The organism is uncultured Neptuniibacter sp., from assembly GCF_947498015.1.
Lineage (GTDB): Bacteria > Pseudomonadota > Gammaproteobacteria > Pseudomonadales > Balneatricaceae > Neptuniibacter.
In genome coordinates this window covers 1-16731 of sequence record NZ_CANMIR010000019.1, presented here as the reverse complement: position 1 = coordinate 16731, position 16731 = coordinate 1, and the positions used below count along the sequence as shown (strand labels likewise).

Here is a 16731-nt window from a genome sequence, read left to right as displayed (position 1 = left end):
TTGAAGGAATAGATTGATGAGTAAAAAATTAAAAGCGGTCATTATCGGCCCGGGTAACATCGGCACCGACCTGCTGATGAAGATGATGCGTTCTGAGTGGGTTGAACCGGTTTGGATGGTCGGTATCGACCCTGAATCCGAAGGCCTTAAGCGCGCACAAGAGTTTGGCATTAAAGTCTCCAGCACCGGTGTAGACGGCATGCTGGATCACGTGATCGAAGACGATATCCGCATCGCCTTTGATGCGACCTCGGCGTATGTTCACGCAGAGAACAGCCGCAAGCTGAATGAGCTGGGTGTGATTATGGTCGACCTGACGCCAGCCGCGATCGGTCCGTTCTGCGTGCCGCCAGTCAACCTGAAACAACACGCCTCTCAGCTGGAGATGAACGTCAACATGGTGACCTGTGGCGGTCAGGCAACGATTCCGATGGTTGCTGCGGTTTCTCAGGTTCAGGAGGTCTCATACGGTGAGATTGTTGCGACCGTCTCCTCACGCTCCATCGGTCCGGGCACGCGTCAGAATATCGATGAGTTTACCCGTACGACTGCCGGTGCCGTTGAAGCGGTCGGCGGTGCAGATAAGGGTAAAGCGATCATCATCGTTAACCCGGCTGAGCCACCGTTGATGATGCGTGACACGATCCACTGCCTGACCAAAGAGACGCCGGATCAGGATGCCATCACCGAATCGGTGAAGAACATGGTCAAAGAGGTACAGAAATATGTACCGGGCTACAAGCTGGTGAATGGTCCGATCTTTGATGGCAATAAAGTCTCTGTCTTTATGGAGGTTGAGGGCTTAGGTGACTTCCTGCCGAAATACGCGGGTAACCTGGACATCATGACCGCAGCGGGCCTGCGTACTGCTGAGATGTTCGCAGAAGAAGCACATAAAGGTGAAATTACACTTCCGGCTCGCTGATGCGCTATCGCGGTGCGGACAACGCTCCTGCTGCGTGTAGGAGGCGTGTCCCCACGCCGAGAAATACCTGAGGAAAGAATGATGGATTTGAAAGGCAAAAAAGTAACACTCCATGATATGAGCCTGCGTGATGGTATGCATGCGAAGCGCCATCAGCTCTCACTGGAGCAGATGGTCGCTGTCTCTACCGGTCTGGACGATGCCGGCATCCCCCTGATCGAAGTCACTCACGGTGATGGGCTGGGCGGCTCCTCCCTGAACTACGGTTTCCCGGCTCACACCGATGAGGAGTACCTCAACGCGGTGGTGCCGAAGATGAAAAATGCCAAGATCTCTGCACTATTACTACCGGGGATCGGTACGGTTGATCACCTGAAGATGGCGCGCGATTGCGGTGTGAATACTATCCGCGTTGCAACCCACTGTACGGAAGCGGACGTCTCTGAGCAGCATATCGGTATGGCTGCGAAGATGGAGATGGACACCGTTGGCTTCCTGATGATGGCGCACATGGTCTCACCGGAGAAGATTCTGGAGCAGGCCAAACTGATGGAAGGGTACGGAGCTAACTGTATCTATTGCACCGATTCTGCCGGCTACATGTTGCCAGATGAAGTGACCGAGAAGATCGGTATGCTACGTGCAGAGCTGAACCCATCAACGGAGATCGGTTTCCACGGCCACCACAATATGGGGATGGCGATCGCTAACTCGCTGGCGGCGGTTGATGCCGGTGCAACCCGTATTGATGGTTCTGTTGCGGGTCTGGGTGCGGGCGCGGGTAACACGCCTCTGGAGGTGTTTGTTGCCGTACTGGAACGGATGCAGGCCAATCACGGCGTTGATCTCTATAAGATCATGGACGTTGCCGAAGATATCGTTGTTCCACTGATGGATCAGCCGATCCGTGTGGACCGGGATGCACTGACACTGGGCTATGCCGGTGTTTACAGCTCCTTCCTGCTGTTTGCGCAGCGTGCGGAAGCGAAATACGGCATTCAGGCACGTGACATTCTGGTAGAGCTGGGCCGTCGCGGCACAGTGGGTGGTCAGGAAGATATGATTGAAGACCTGGCGCTAACGATGGCAAAAGAGAAAGGGCTGATCTGATGGCTGAAGCACAAGAGAATAAACTGACTCAAGCACAGATTGAGCAGCTGGCTGAACATTGTGAAAACGCAGAGTTACAGGCATACGAAATCACCAAAATTACCGATGATTTCCCAGAGATGACCTACCGCGATGCGTTTGATATTCAGTGGGAGATCCGTCGCCGTAAAGAAGCGCGCGGCAATAAGATTGTTGGTATGAAAATGGGCCTGACCTCCTGGGCCAAGATGGCACAGATGGGTGTCGAGCATCCATGCTATGGCTTTCTTGCAGACTACTTTTCAGTACCTGATGGTGGCGAAATTAAGCACGATGAGCTGATCCACCCAAAAATCGAGGCGGAACTGGCCTTTGTCACTAAAGCTCCTTTGAAGGGCCCCGGTGTTCATATCGGTGATGTCCTGCGTGCAACAGACTTCGTCATGCCTGCTGTCGAAGTGATCGATTCACGCTATAAGGATTTTAAGTTCGACCTTAAAAGCGTTATTGCGGATAACTCCTCATCCAGCCGTTTTGTCGCTGGCGGCACCATGGCAAAGCCTGAAGATCTGGATCTGAAAAATCTGGGTGTCGTCATGGAAGTAAATGGCGAAGTTGTTCAGTTGGGTGCGGGCGCAGCTGTACTGGGCCACCCTGCCTCCTCTGTTGCTATGCTGGCCAATATGCTGGGTGAACGCGGCGAAGAGATTCCTGCTGGCACGTTCATCATGATTGGTGCTATCACTGCAGCGGTTCAAGTCAACAAAGGCGATACATTCTGCGTTCGGTACCAGGATCTGGGCACCGTTAGCGGTAAGTTTGTCTAAACGTACTCGCGCCGGTTTACTGCCAGTAAACCGGCGCCACGGGTAAACTAGGAATGACCTCCTCCTCGAACACACATATCTGCCAACCCGGTGATGAAGGCTCAATAACTGTCAGCATCTCTCGGAAGGTTAAGCCTGGCGCTGAACTCGCTTACGAGAAGTGGGTGTCCGGGGTGATCGAGGCCGCTTCAAGTTATCCGGGGCATCTGGGAACCAATGTTTTACGCCCCAGCGCTGCGACTAAACATGAATATGTGATTATCTATCGCTTTGATAGCTATGAGCACTGCCAGAATTGGGAAGAGTCAGACCTTAGACAGCAGTGGTTAGGTCAGCTGGAAACCTTGGTCGATGGCCCTGCTACCACCCAGCGTGGTACCGGATTGGAGTTCTGGTTCGATCTGCCTGAACTACCCATCGTTAAGCCATCCCCTGGCAAGATGGCAATCGTTCTGATTGTAGTGGTTTACCTGCTGGTCATGCTGCTCAACATTGTGTTTGATCCTATTCTCGACCTTATGCCTGGCTGGTTAAGAACCTTTTGCGTCGTCACGGCACAGGTGCTTCTGATGACCTATTTAGTTATGCCCCGCGTGACCCGAATACTCAAAGATTGGTTATACAACTAAAAGGAAAACATCATGCCTGTTATCCAAGTCAATATGATGGAAGGTCGTACTGATGAACAAAAAGAGAGCCTGATCCATGAGCTAACAGAAGCTTGCGGTCGCGCTCTGGATGCACCTCCCGAAAATGTCCGGGTTCTGATTAACGAGTTACCGAAAAAGCATTTCGGCATCGCGGGTAAGCCCGCACATAAGATGGGACGCTGATAAGCATTCACTCTTGGTTACACCACGTAACCGCTTGATAGGGTTTGTCGAATCGACAAGCACTCCGTTAGCCCTGCTGTGCAGGGCTTTTTTTATCCCCCTAATAAAAAAGGCTGCCGAAGCAGCCTTTTCAAAAAGTCCAATCTACACACTCACGCTTTGTACTATCGTCTTCGAAGTGTTGGCCAGCTCAACCGACGAGCGCTCTGTCGCTTGTGCAGCTTCCTGCGCAACCGTTGCAGCTTCCTGAATCAGTACTACATTGTTTGTGACCTCTTCAGACGCTGAACTCTGCTCTGCAGACGCCGTTGCAATCATCGCACTCATATCCGAGATATTTGCGACACTGTTAATGATCTCTTTCAACGCAGCACCCGCATCGCCAGCCTTCTCTACACAACTTTGTGCAGCGGACTGACTCGTATCCATCATTTTCATCGCCTGAGCAGCCTCGCTCTGCAACTCAGTAATCGTATTATCAATCTCCTGAGTCGAAGACTGGGTACGTTTAGCCAGTTCCCTGACCTCATCAGCCACAACCGCAAAACCGCGCCCCTGCTCTCCTGCACGTGCGGCTTCAATCGCCGCATTTAATGCCAGAAGGTTAGTCTGATCGGCAATTTCAGAAATGACAGACGTTTTTGATGCAATCTCTTCCGTGGCTTTGCGGAGACTATCTATCTGCTCTGCGGCCCTTTCAACATCGGCAGCCAAACTATTGATCGCATTAATGGTTACATCAACAACCTGTTGTCCCTGATTAGCAATATTGGTTGCGACCTGAGTTTCATCAGAAGTTTTATGGGCATGCTGAGCCACCTCTTCAATCGCATAGGAGAGTTCTTTGATATGTACGGATACATTCTCCAGCTCAACACTTTGCTGCTCTATCGCCTGATTTGCCTGTCGAGCTATATCGATGGTGCTCTCACCCTGCTGGTTGAGCTCTTTAGCCGAATAAGTCACGCGGGCATTAGCCGAACGGATTCGTGCTTTATCTAGCATCGATGCCAGATAGATCGAACCCACTTCACTCACTGAGTTCGCATACATCTCTTCCAGCACTTTTGAATCCAGCGCTTTTTTACTCCGTTTACGCAGATAACGTAGTGGCGCTAGCCACTTATACGACAGTCCCAACGTGACAATTAAGGTCACTACACCGGTACCAAACGTGATCGTATGGTCCCAATTTGAGAACCAGGCCGCAGTCATCGGTGCAAATGCTGCCAAAAGCAGGATAATAATGAAACGTGTTTGAATCGACATATCGTGCATTGAGATGCGCGTTCTGCCTTTATTCAGACGGTCATATACTCCCTGTGCACGCTCAACCTGCCCTTTACTCGGCACCGTTCTGACTGATTGATAGCCAATGGTATTGCCGCCCTCGATGATAGGGGTCGCGTAAGCATTTACCCAGTAATAAGATCCATCCTTGCAACGGTTTTTAACAATACCAATCCATGGTTTGTTCTCTTTTAACTTCGACCACATATCCCCGAACACTGGCGGTGGCACATCCGGATGGCGAACCATATTATGTGGTCGGCCGATCAGCTCTTCGCGCGTATATCCTGAGACATCTACAAAGGCGTCGTTAACAAACGTTATCTGACCTTTGAGATCAGTTGTAGAAATAAGTGGAGTATCGTTACCAAAAGTTTTTTCAGTATCGTTTACAGGGAGGTTCTTCTTCATTACTGCCCCTTACAACGTTGGCTTCTAATGCTTTATCAATCAACTAGTTGTCTCAACTATATAAGCTTAACTGCATAAATAATAGGGGCTTTAGTCGTTATAGCAGTACAACTTCTTATAGGCTCATAACCAATTGATTTCAGTCATAAAAAACATCCCGCAGAATCAACCAAACAAACACAAACCGAGTTTGGTATAGCATAAAAAAAGCAGCCTTCGGGCTGCTTCTTTCTATTCAAAATTTATTGGTGATCAAGCCCCAAATCAGGTTTAATGATCCGCTTTGGAACCACCTAAACAGGTTGGAGAGGGCATCACCTCCTGGCCTCTTTCCTGCCACTCTTTAACGGTAAAGAGATGCATCGCCAGGGCATGAATAGGGTTGTTCATCCTATCGGCCATAAAGCCATAAATTAACTGGTGACGCTGAACCAACCGCTTCCCTGAGAAATCATCAGACACTACGGTCAATTTGAAGTGTGAATCGGAGGCAGGTCCTGAGTGCATATGGCTCTCGTTTTCGATCACCAGATGTTCTATTGCCAGTCCCTCTTCGAGCCTGTTTCTGATTACCGCTTCAATGCTCATGCTTGTCTTTACCCTCTTGATCCGCTTTAGCAACCTGATCGGTCGCCATTCTCAGAAAGTGTTTATGAATTTTACGAGTGGTAAACGCAACCAAACCGATAACAACAGGTACTGAGATACCCAGAATCAGATCTTTATTGAGTTCAACACCTGAATTATAGGCCGCTTCCAGTAGATATTTTATCAATCCGATCGTGTAGTAGCTGATCGCTGCAACAGATAACCCTTCAACCGTATGCTGCATCATTAGCTGTACTTTAGAGCGCTGATCCATCGAGGCAAGCAGTTCCTGATTCTGCGATTGGATCGAGAGTTCCACTCTTGTTCGCATCATCTCTGCAACACGATCAATTCTTCGGGAAAGATCCTCTAATCGACTACTGGTAGCACGACATGTTTTAACCGCTGGAGTAAGTCGACGCACCATAAACTCGGTAATGGTCAGATGCCCGGAGACCTCATCTTCCTTCAACTCTTCAAGGCGCTTCACTACAAGGTCATGATAGGCGTAGGTCGCGCTGAACCGGAAAGTAGCTCTGGCCCTGCAATCTTCAACCCAGGCAGCCATATCGGTCAGGCGAGCAAGCAGATTTTGTTCATCTATCTCAGAACTATGCGCCAGATGATCTGTGATATCTGCCAGCTTCTGATCCATATCACCCAAACTCGGATTGATATCCCTAGCCGTCGGCAGGGATAACAGAGCCATCAGGCGATAGGTTTCGATCTCCATCAATCGCTGAGTCAGACGCCCTAGCTGGCTGTCACTCATCTGCTTATTGTAGATCAGAAAGCGCCCAAAACCGTCGCTGTGCATCTGAAAGGTGGTCCAGACTCGGGCATCACCATCTTGCGGGCTACTTCCGACCAGACGCATCCCCTCAAAAAAGCGTTTCACTAAAGGCAGATTCAACTCATGAGTCTGACGCGCATCTTCGACCGCGATATGAAAAGCGGAGACCACCGTTCCGGGTATCTCCTGCAACCACCCCTCTGGCAGGGGCGTGAGTCCAGTCACATCAAAAGGGTTACCGCCCTGCTCAATATCAGTGTTGATAAAGGTGTAGGTGGTAAACTCCATATGTTTTTCACGACGCACGCGCAGCTTGCCAAAATCGGCATGGTAACAAAGCTCATCTACTTCTGGGGGCGATACGCCAAATTGCTCATACAATCCCTGCAGGTGTTCAAACTGTGCCCGACTCTCTTCCGCATTACAGATCACCGCCAGATGCGTAATTCTGGCTGGGCTGGGTATCACCTGGAAGGGACGTGAATGCAGTTCACCGTAGAGCGATTCACGCAGAGGGTGCATCTGCAATCCGTGCGGGTTAGCAATCAGCTCCATACAAATCTCCAGTTATTCATTCCAGGGGCATCATACAGATTCTAAAGACGCCATCATTAAAGGCTGTTTAGCCAGATCCAACGCCATAATTTGAGGATAGATATCGAACCATTCAGAAAAAAGCTCCTGATTCAGATCATGGGGCCAGAAATCACCCAATTCATCCCAGGCAGACAACTCATTCTGAAAAATAGCCAGCCAGTTGGCTTTAAGAGCCCGTTTAAAATCTTCATCTGAACTGACCTCATCAATCAGATAGACCGTCCCTTCGCGCCGCTGCTCTTCCAGCGTTAAACTCTGATGTAATCCGTCAGCATCAACATCGAGACCATTCGTCCAGTCAGCAAATGGCTGACGGGGTAAAACAACAAATGCAGAACGGTTCAGCAACTTCATGGTTCTTATCCTTAGCTTTCGATATACTCACGATCAGTAGCGTGTACTACCCATCATAACAGCTGATTGATAACCCAACAGGGGCAAAGAGACCGAGTTTACACCGACTCAGATCGGATTTTTAGACTACGACTCTTGGACAATCATAAACATCGTGTTTTCAGGGCATCTAATTGATCATTCCAGTGCTTGAACAGCTTGAGAATCGAGAACAGTGGATGGCATTTTGCCGCCGAGAGCTCCCTTACTGTTTCGTTGAATCACCTGAGTGCCTAATCGATTTTCAGTCTACCTTCCTTAAAATCACCCTGCTGCCGAAAAACACGCTGGTTCATGATGCTGTTAAATACAGTCTTGGGTCCCGCACCAGTATGGAACCCGTATGGCGTTTGATTAAAGGTTGTAACTGGGATCTGCACGCAATGATCAGAGGGTTGCAGGAGATGGATTTTGGCAGCAACGTACGTGACAACTCTCTGCTCAAAGCACATACCGAGCTCAGTGCGCGTAAATATTTTACCCGTGAACGCTGCATCGTAGCCCCAACCTCCATCGGTCTGCTAGAACCTCTGATGGCGATGCCCGACATCTGGGATGCAGCTACCATCACCCGTTTAATCAGCAACCAACAGTTTGAACAGTTAAGAAATGAGCAGAAGGCGTTACCCGGAGGCAAAGTCTTCGGTGGAATTGATGCACCAGGCCTCAATGAGATCAGGATGATTCTTCTCGATCCGGTCGAGCAGTGCATCGGTAAGATGCATCAGGGGCGCTTGCACGTTTTTCGCGGAAAGCAACCATTTATCAGCCTAAAACCGCTGCTTCACTGGCCGAAACCACGACTCAAACAGCCTTCAGCAGATAAAAAACCCCAATAAAAAAGGTGCCGGGTGGCACCTTTAAAACCTACAGCAACTAAGCCGGCTGCGGCTCAAGAGGCTCAGTTTCAGCCTGATTCTCTTCCAACTCTGCCATCATTCTTAGTGGATTATCAGAGTTCAGAAGTTCACGCCCCTGAACAGTTGGAAATTCAACATCCAGATCAACCACACGGCCATCACGGCAGACATTAATAATGGTGTCCATGCAGGAACTCAGCAGGGAGTATTTTTCATCCGGAGCGGCGATGATTGTCTGCAGCCCCAGATCACTCATAAAGCCCAAAGAGGTCACAGTATTTTCGGAATCCAGCTTATTGAAGGCCTCATCAAAGACCGAGAGGCTCATGCCACCCAGTGGTTTACCCTCACTGCTTTCACGCAAGCGATAAGTTGCCCCTTGTGCAGCCGCAATCGCCACATAGAATGGCACCTGATGCTCACCACCGGAACCAGTTTTTATACGCTGCGTCAGGGTTGTCTTACGGTTACCGTCCAGATCTTTTACAACCAGTTCAAAGTTATAGAAGTTACGGTAATCCTGTAGCAGGCTACTTTCGCCCTCATCTTTGAGCACTTCATGGATCTTGGCCAATGCATCCTGATGGGGTTTATCACCATCAAACTTCAGATCAAACAGAGAGCCAACATTAGCTGAATCCATCTGGGTGTAAGCCTCAACCAGCTCAAGAATATCTTTCAGCTCTGGATTTGGCATCATCTCAAAGCTGTACATCTCTTTATGAAACGGTCGTCCTTTGAGGTGCTGATTCAATTCACGAATCAGATCCTTGATCCGATTAATCTGATCGTTAAGGTGGGCCACAAAATCAGAACGGAAAGCGGTTTCAGCTTCAAGGCGGGCACGTTCCGCTTTCTGGCTGTAGTTAGCAAGTTCAGAATCTTTCAGTGCCTGTACGGTTTCGTCCACAAAGGCTGATAACTCCTCATGGGTTGAATCCGGTGTCACTTTATCTAACTGCTGATGACTCAAACCACCGCCATGGTATTTAGCCTTATATTGCGCAACACCATCGCGCACAGCGTTTTTCTTCTTCTCATGCAAAGAGAGTTCAGACTGTGCTTTTTTCGCTGCCTCAAAAATAATCCTTTCAAGTTCACCGGAACAGGACTCATCCAGGTAATCGCGTTTCTCCTGAGCTGACTGAGCATCAAACTCCGATTTTTCTTCACAGACAGAACGCGCATCGGCATGCTCTTCCAGTTCCTGATCAAACACCTCAAGCGCTGCATTATCTTTGATAATCGATGTTCTCACCTTCTGCAGTTTATCCATCAGGGAACGCTGTAACTGTTCAGTCTCTTTCTGCTCAGCCACCAGATCAGTAATACGCTGCTGTATACCTGAATCATCCTGGTTTCTCAGATCTGTGATCGCCTGACGCTGTCCATCGATCTCGGTTGTCAGCTGCTCACGCTGATTCACCAGATCAAAGACTCGCTCATTCACGTTATCCAAACCGTTATTCAGCGTAATCAGGGCATCACGAAGCTTTTCCAGAGCATCATGATTTCGTCCAAGATCGGTGAACTCAGTCACGAGCTGATCAACCTGTTTTCCCTGCAGAGCCGCCTGATCTGAGCGGCGACGAATACCCATAATCGGCTGAAGTTCATTGATAGCGGTTGTCGAGCCTTCTGTTTGCAACATGCAATCGTAGGTTAACGCACGCTCATGACGCAGAAGCTCTGTTTCGGTTTCAACAGCCATCACACCACCCAGTGCTCGATTCATGTAAGCACGGGCATGATCATTTTCAGTATCGATAAAGTGCGCCAGTGATCCCGCTTTATAGCGGTTCATCCAGTCGCCGGATTTTGTTGTGTTAACAATTCGGCATCCTTTGAGGTGACGCCCTTTGCGACGGTAGAGCGTGATCGCCTCTTTGACCCGATCCGGGTCCACAATCAACGCTTCACGACGCGCCCCAAGGAACGATTCAATCGCGATCCGCCATTTATCATCATTGATATCCGCAAGCTCACAGATAGGCGTCGATTCAATCCCGTACTCCTGCAACAGCTCCATCAGTTCACGGGTATTACGGCGAACCGGCGCATGTCCCTGCTTCAGAGCTTCAACTGCACTTTTCTGATTTTGAATCTCAGAACGCAGCTCATTGATGCGAATAACTGAATGTTCATACCTGCGAGCTACATCACGACGAACCCCTTCAACCTGAAGTTTCAGATTCTCCAGTACATTGTCCACTTCAACTGGAGACTCAGGCCAAATGTCAGCCATAATATCCTGACCAGATCGCCACTGTTGCACACACTGCTCAACAACAGGACGGAACTTCTCTGGTAGCAACTCACTGTTTTCAGCAAAGCCAACAGTCGTACGCATCAGGTTGTAGACCCCCTGAATACGCTCCTTAACAATGTTGACCTCATGGGTTTTCGCACTGATAGAGGACTCAAGCGCTTTCACTTTATGAGCTGAATCAGAGGTATTAAGCTCAGCACGGGCATCAGCCAATCTTTGCATCAACTGGTTGAGTTCTTCACTCTTAGCTTCCAGATCCTGCTGCAGTTTTTCCTCTTTGCCTTGGTTCTCCTCCAGGCGCTCCGCAGCATCCTCTTTTTTCAGATCCGCATTTTCAAACCGGGTTTCATGCACAACCCACTCATATTCAGCAGCATTTTTAACATTCCGCTGAATGCCATGACACAGCTCCTGAACCTTCTCCAGCTCACCGATTCGATTCGCCACTTCCCGGGTTTTGGTTTCCATCGCCCGATACTCATCCAACGATTTACGAAACGCTCCGACATGAACAATATTCTCATCCAGAACAAACTCGCGGATAAAGCGGGTTGGGCTATCAATCGGTACAAACTTCAGCGCATTTTTGAAGTTTTTAATAAATTTATCATCATCATTCGGCATCTCAGGGTCATAACTGAGTTGCGTCACCAGTTCACGAACAAACCGGCTGGAGCGTTTTTCCAGAATCATATCCGGGCACTGTTTTAACAGATTGTCCCGCACCACATCCCAGGATTTTGGGAGACGCCCCGCCCCTTGTTTCTCCGTGAAATCATCCAGAGAAACCGCACAATCCGGCAAGATAAAACGTCCCAGAACATCTTCATCTGCCGATGCCGTAGAAGCACTGATCGCGACCCCAACGGTTGTCTCTTTGGCTGTTTCGGTATCAAAGAAACTCAACGCCAGATAACACAATGAATCCTGTCTGGCGGTATTCTTCTTACCATCATCATCAAGAAAGCCCAGACAGTATGTCCGAAGGCTACGCTCTGACTTTTCACCGGCTGAGGCGTTAAAACTCAAGTGACGCTTATTACCGCCCATCAGCACAGTCTGAATCGCATCCAGAAGTGAGGACTTACCAGAACCATTTGGACCGACTACCGCGACATTCCCCTTGATAGGGATCTCTACAGCCCCGAGTACATACCAGTTAACCAGGATAATTCGGTTTAGCTGCTTCATTCGGCATTCACCTCGTCTGTTACTTCAACCTGCTCAGTAACGGAGGCTGGCTGTGCTTCTGTAGTTAGCTCATCGGCTGATGCATCAACCTCTGCTGCTTCATTATCAGTAAGGTCAATGACGACCTCACTCTCCTGCTCTTGTGGATCACAGAGTCCTTCCAACTGACGAATGAAATCCTCAACAACCACTTGGCGTATCACCGGATTAATCTTCAGCGGGATATTTTTGGGATCTGTCTCATCCGCTTTGCCACGTTCAATCACACCATGGCGTGAAAACAGCGACAGAATCTCTTTAAGGCGAGTTTCATTGGGAATCTCTTTTCCGGTCAGGTTTTCGTACAATGTCAAAAGATCATCGGTACTGGTATATGCCTGACCCGCTTCGACTTCAAAGCTCTCAAGGCGCTGTTCATACTGCTGACGAACACATAACAGCAGTAATGACTCATCCAGACGCAAGCGCATAAAACGCTCTTCACCCTTAGGGAGTATTCCCATATAGGCTTCATCAGGCTGATGCACAAATGACCAACCGATCGCTTCGAACAGATTGGTAAAATAATCGACATGGGACGCAACCAGAAAATAACTTTCACGGTGGCCCGGACGTTCTGCATAGAGAAATTGATTGGTCAGCAACTGATTGGCCGCACGACTAAAATCGCTGGCCTGATACTGATCGCTGCGACCGATAATTTTCTGAAGGTCACCTAGCATGTGTAACGTCCTTTGAATGATCTTTTCTGGTTATACTGAAATTGCGACACTCGACCATGTCTGCAACATTCACATAATTTTCTTCAAACGCGATCTGGTAGCGATCGCTGGTTGCCTTGGCTTTCTTGCCCAGAGATTTCAGATGGCGAATATAGCTAAAGCAGATGTAATCTTCGATTGAATCGATCTCAAACTCAGCAGCCATGACCTGATCTTTGTCTAACAGATGACGCTCAAGATAAGCCTCAATGCGATCTACTTTAACTTCACGGCGCTCTTTGTACTCTTTGAACAGCTGGCGTAACTGAAGGACCTTAGGATCGATCTCCTGTCGCGTAATTACACGGGGTTCAGCAGGTGTTTTCCGTTTTACCGGGGAGCGCACACTGCCTGGCGCAAGAAATCCAACCGTCTCAAGAGTTTTAATACGGGGAATCTCTCGTCCATCTTTTCGCGCAATCTCAGATATCACTCGAGACAATCGTGACGCCATGCCCGGCGTGGTTTTATCCATATATCTGACGGTATCAGAAACACGTTTTTCCAACCGGTATCGGAAATCATCAATAATCGCCAAGCGCTGATCAACCGATTCGAATATACGGATAATACGATTGATATGCTGATGGACACGCGCTTCCGCATCATGAATATCAACTTCAAACTGCTGCTGGTAATGCTGTACCAGTTGCTGCAATTTCAATGTATCGAACTGCAACTCACGCAGATGCGATAGTATCTGCTGACGGAAACGGAAAGGGTTATTCTTCGTTTTGAGCGTTTTATAGTCCGATACAAGAATATGCTCAACGAATCGATCAAAGAAGTTACGCACGATCTCTTGCGGGTTGTTGGTCTGCGAAAGATTAATTTTCAACTCTCGTAGACCGAGCATCATATCGGTCAGGTGCGCACTGAAGTCCGCTGCGGTCTGAGCAGCTTCCGATAAGGTAATTCCTCGCCCCTGCGGATCATTAATAGCAGCTTCAAGCGAACTGAGAACATTCAGAACGGCTCCACCATAGCTGCGTTTTTCCAGATTGGCGATCGCAACCAGCGTACGTAACAAGAAGCTATTAGCCGGCGAAAGCAGAACATAGGTACGGTAGATCCGCTGCTCCTCCTCCAACCACCCTGTAGCGACAAGTCGGCGATAGATGCGACTAGTATATTCAGCGGTTGATCGCGGCAGCTCCTGCTGCTCCTCTTCAGAGTCATCCTCTTCCGGTTCCCAGCGACGCACACCCAGACGGATTACAGCACCTTCAATGGTCGAGCGCACCAGATCCTTGGGCACAAACGGGTCGACCAGGTCTTCATCAAAAAACAGGTCAGCCAGTGATATGAGTACAGCCTGATACACCTGTTTATTCTGCCCGGAGAGCGGCATAAACAGATTATCGGGAAGTTTGTTGAACAGCATTAAGCGTTAATCCGCAGCATATTTTCTAAAAGAATAGCCACCGATTCTAACGGAAAAAAGAGAGAGGGATAAGGGCTAAAACTGAATCCAAAAAATTGATTTCAGATCCAGTAACACTTCGGTTGCAACGTGAAGAAAAAGGCCAGCATTATGCTGGCCTTTTTAAGAACTTCAGTAGCAATCAATCATTATTGATCGGTATTAAGCGAATTGTTATCAATCAGGGTTTGTAACATCTCATCACTGCTACCGCCCAGCCCACTGACTCCCTCAAGAGTGATCTGATGATCTACCTGAGAGGCGTTGTTGAACTGACCTTTACCATCAGTATCGATCAGGATCACAGTGTCAGAACCTACCTCTTCAACCTTCAGATACTGATCGATCTCAGATGTACCCTGGAGTAGATCACCCAGTTGCAATACGTCACGACCCAATTCAAAGTCTTTGATCGTATCAACACTGTCATCAAGGTCAGATGTTAGGAAAACGATGCCATCATTCCCTTCACCTGTTGTGACCTCATCAGAACCAGTGCCCATGAAGAAAATATCATCGTCATCGCTGCCAGAGAGGATATCATTGCCCGGCGTACCCTCTATCGTATTCTCCATGTTCACCAAGCCGATTACTTTCACGTTATCAACTAAAGCACCGTGGGTATCAGATGTAACACCTGTCTCTATCAGCTTCAGCTCTGTGGAATCATCAGCTGCAAGAACCTCAAACTGAATTGAACTCCAATCATTCTCATTGATGTTAAAGATCTCTATTCCGGCATCTGCCGTAGCAGCAGGATCATTGGTCACCAGCGCAACCGTAACTCCATCCCACTGGATCTCAAATTGCGAGGAACCTGCAGTTTTTGATTTAGAGGCATCACGCACAATGGAATCCAGACTGATCTGATAAGATTCGCCTGCCACTGTATTCAGGACCTGAGCAATAGAATCTACCTGGCCGGCAACATCCATTTCGATCAATTGCTCGCCATCAGTTGCTTCCAGATCACCCCAACGACTGCCTTCAGCGTTCCATAGCTCTTTCCCATTCTCAGTAGTCCACCCTGTGAGTGACTGGTTCTGAGTCCAGGAAGTATTGATCTCATCTTCTTCAAAACTACCGTTAACCACTAGGTTAGCCACAACATCGACACTGTTATCATCAACATCTGCCGCAGTAGCAACCAACTCGAGACCGTTACTTGGTGTCACGGTAAGAGTTGCAGAGCTTGGATCACCATCACCATCTTCCATGGTGTATTCGAAAGATTCAGCAGTTACAGATGGATCCAGACTGTAGCTAAAGTCACCTAAACGGTACTGAGCTGTTTCATCTGCAGGATCTGCAGAAAGAACAAAGCTGCTAAATGGGCCATCAACATCGGGCACAAACGATAAGCTATTTCCGTTACCGGCAAAGCTACCTTCATTACGATCGCCACTATCAACCAGATTGCCATCGCTATCAAAAGCAAACCATGTAAACAGATCTCCATCATTCGCATTAATCAAATTCAACGAGATCGAAGAAACAGTATCCGGGAACTCAATCACCAGAGCTTCAGAATCACCAGCATCATTGTCGATGGGGTTATTATTGCCTGCCCCCACACCAATCCCAACTGTACTTGATACTGTTGGGGCTGAACGACCATCCAATCCAACTAACTTACCATCAGCATCGGTGAAACTATCTCCCGCATCGAAACCATAGATAAGAAGGCCATCGTAGGCGAGGTATGGATTTGTATTTCCGCTATCCCCTTCGATGGTCGTAAACGATGTCCGGCTAAGATCAACGGTACCCGACAAAGATGATTCATCTGATACGTAAGTGTATTCACCATTGGAGCCGACCTGCAGCTGACCAAACTCAGTATCAAAAACGATATTCCCGGATTCATCCAGGTCATCAGGGTTAGCAAATGACTTCGTAACCCCGTCATGAGTAACGGTCAGCACTTTACTTGGATCTGCATCACTCAATGATGGGTTATTGTTCGTATCATTCGATAGTAGGTTTCCAGAGACACTGCCACCTGGCGCTACAAATTCTGCATCATCCACAGCAGTCGGTGCAGAGTCTGTGACACTGATAGTGACCTTAGTCCAGCTACCATCAACAGAACCATCGTTCGGTGCGTAATAGAAATAATCATCGATTGAATCAGAGACTTCGTGATCCAGAACCGGAGCTGTATAGCTGTAAGTTCCGTCCGCATTCATGACCACTGAACCACCTAAGGCAGTCGCAAAAGCTGTTGCACCACTGACACTCTGCTGATTCGTACCAGATGCATCACTCGCCACTTTAGAGACCGTTAAATCTGCCTGTGCTGTTTCTGCATCTGAATCATTCGAGAGCACGCTGGTAGTCTGATCCAGCACTGTGCCTTCTAGTGTTGATGCAGAGTCAGTTTGAGCCTGAGGCGCCTCATTTCCATCAATCACGGTGTTATTCACAGCACCCGTTGTGCTGATCGATTCAAAGTTACCACCCGTTGTACCGGTAATGGTC

14 protein-coding genes are annotated in these 16731 nt (G+C 48.6%); 6 read left to right on the top strand and 8 right to left on the bottom strand.

Annotation, left to right across the window (positions count from 1 at the left end; genetic code table 11):
• The first annotated feature begins 16 nt into the window (after window positions 1–16).
• From Q0882_RS16360 to Q0882_RS16340, 5 genes are all read left to right on the top strand, one after another.
• On the top strand, window positions 17–925 hold the full coding sequence (locus tag Q0882_RS16360; protein WP_299182929.1) for an acetaldehyde dehydrogenase (acetylating): 909 nt from the start codon (window positions 17–19) through the stop codon (window positions 923–925).
• A gap of 81 nt (window positions 926–1006) precedes the next feature.
• On the top strand, window positions 1007–2035 hold the full coding sequence (gene dmpG, locus Q0882_RS16355; protein WP_299183995.1) for a 4-hydroxy-2-oxovalerate aldolase: 1029 nt from the start codon (window positions 1007–1009) through the stop codon (window positions 2033–2035).
• Window positions 2035–2841, top strand: coding sequence for a 2-oxo-3-hexenedioate decarboxylase (dmpH, locus tag Q0882_RS16350; RefSeq protein WP_299183965.1), 807 nt, complete (start codon window positions 2035–2037; stop codon window positions 2839–2841). Before dmpG ends, dmpH begins: the two co-directional genes overlap by 1 nt.
• Before the next feature lie 53 nt (window positions 2842–2894).
• On the top strand, window positions 2895–3470 hold the full coding sequence (locus Q0882_RS16345; protein ID WP_299183963.1) for an antibiotic biosynthesis monooxygenase: 576 nt from the start codon (window positions 2895–2897) through the stop codon (window positions 3468–3470).
• 12 nt (window positions 3471–3482) lie between these two features.
• Window positions 3483–3674, top strand: a complete 192-nt coding sequence (locus Q0882_RS16340) for a 2-hydroxymuconate tautomerase (protein WP_299183960.1) — start codon at window positions 3483–3485, stop codon at window positions 3672–3674.
• Window positions 3675–3818: 144 nt separating this feature from the next.
• Here Q0882_RS16340 and Q0882_RS16335 read toward each other — a convergent pair whose 3' ends face one another.
• The 4 genes from Q0882_RS16335 to Q0882_RS16320 form a co-directional block, all read right to left on the bottom strand.
• A complete protein-coding gene (locus tag Q0882_RS16335) occupies window positions 3819–5375 on the bottom strand; it encodes a PAS domain-containing methyl-accepting chemotaxis protein (protein ID WP_299183957.1) in 1557 nt (518 codons plus the stop codon).
• A 270-nt stretch (window positions 5376–5645) separates the two neighbouring features.
• Window positions 5646–5963 carry a BolA family transcriptional regulator gene (locus tag Q0882_RS16330; protein ID WP_299183954.1) on the bottom strand — a complete coding sequence of 106 codons (318 nt, stop codon included), beginning with the start codon at window positions 5961–5963 and terminating at the stop codon, window positions 5646–5648.
• Complete coding sequence (locus tag Q0882_RS16325; RefSeq protein ID WP_299183951.1) at window positions 5953–7311, bottom strand: DUF3422 family protein; 1359 nt, start codon at window positions 7309–7311, stop codon at window positions 5953–5955. Before Q0882_RS16325 ends, Q0882_RS16330 begins: the two co-directional genes overlap by 11 nt.
• Before the next feature lie 30 nt (window positions 7312–7341).
• Window positions 7342–7707, bottom strand: coding sequence for a hypothetical protein (locus tag Q0882_RS16320; protein WP_299183948.1), 366 nt, complete (start codon window positions 7705–7707; stop codon window positions 7342–7344).
• Window positions 7708–7880: 173 nt separating this feature from the next.
• Between Q0882_RS16320 and Q0882_RS16315 the strand changes: the two genes are divergently transcribed.
• The gene (locus tag Q0882_RS16315; RefSeq protein WP_299183945.1) at window positions 7881–8585 is read left to right on the top strand and encodes a hypothetical protein; all 705 of its coding nucleotides are present in this window, start codon (window positions 7881–7883) and stop codon (window positions 8583–8585) included.
• A 37-nt stretch (window positions 8586–8622) separates the two neighbouring features.
• Here Q0882_RS16315 and Q0882_RS16310 read toward each other — a convergent pair whose 3' ends face one another.
• The 4 genes from Q0882_RS16310 to Q0882_RS16295 form a co-directional block, all read right to left on the bottom strand.
• On the bottom strand, window positions 8623–12066 hold the full coding sequence (locus Q0882_RS16310; protein WP_299183942.1) for an SbcC/MukB-like Walker B domain-containing protein: 3444 nt from the start codon (window positions 12064–12066) through the stop codon (window positions 8623–8625).
• The gene (locus Q0882_RS16305; RefSeq protein WP_299183939.1) at window positions 12063–12788 is read right to left on the bottom strand and encodes a DUF4194 domain-containing protein; all 726 of its coding nucleotides are present in this window, start codon (window positions 12786–12788) and stop codon (window positions 12063–12065) included. The genes Q0882_RS16310 and Q0882_RS16305 overlap by 4 nt, the downstream gene beginning before the upstream one ends.
• Complete coding sequence (locus Q0882_RS16300) at window positions 12778–14211, bottom strand: Wadjet anti-phage system protein JetA family protein (RefSeq protein WP_299183936.1); 1434 nt, start codon at window positions 14209–14211, stop codon at window positions 12778–12780. Before Q0882_RS16300 ends, Q0882_RS16305 begins: the two co-directional genes overlap by 11 nt.
• Window positions 14212–14399: 188 nt before the next feature.
• The coding region (locus tag Q0882_RS16295) for a type I secretion C-terminal target domain-containing protein (protein WP_299183933.1) at window positions 14400–16731 on the bottom strand (2332 nt) is incomplete at its 5' end.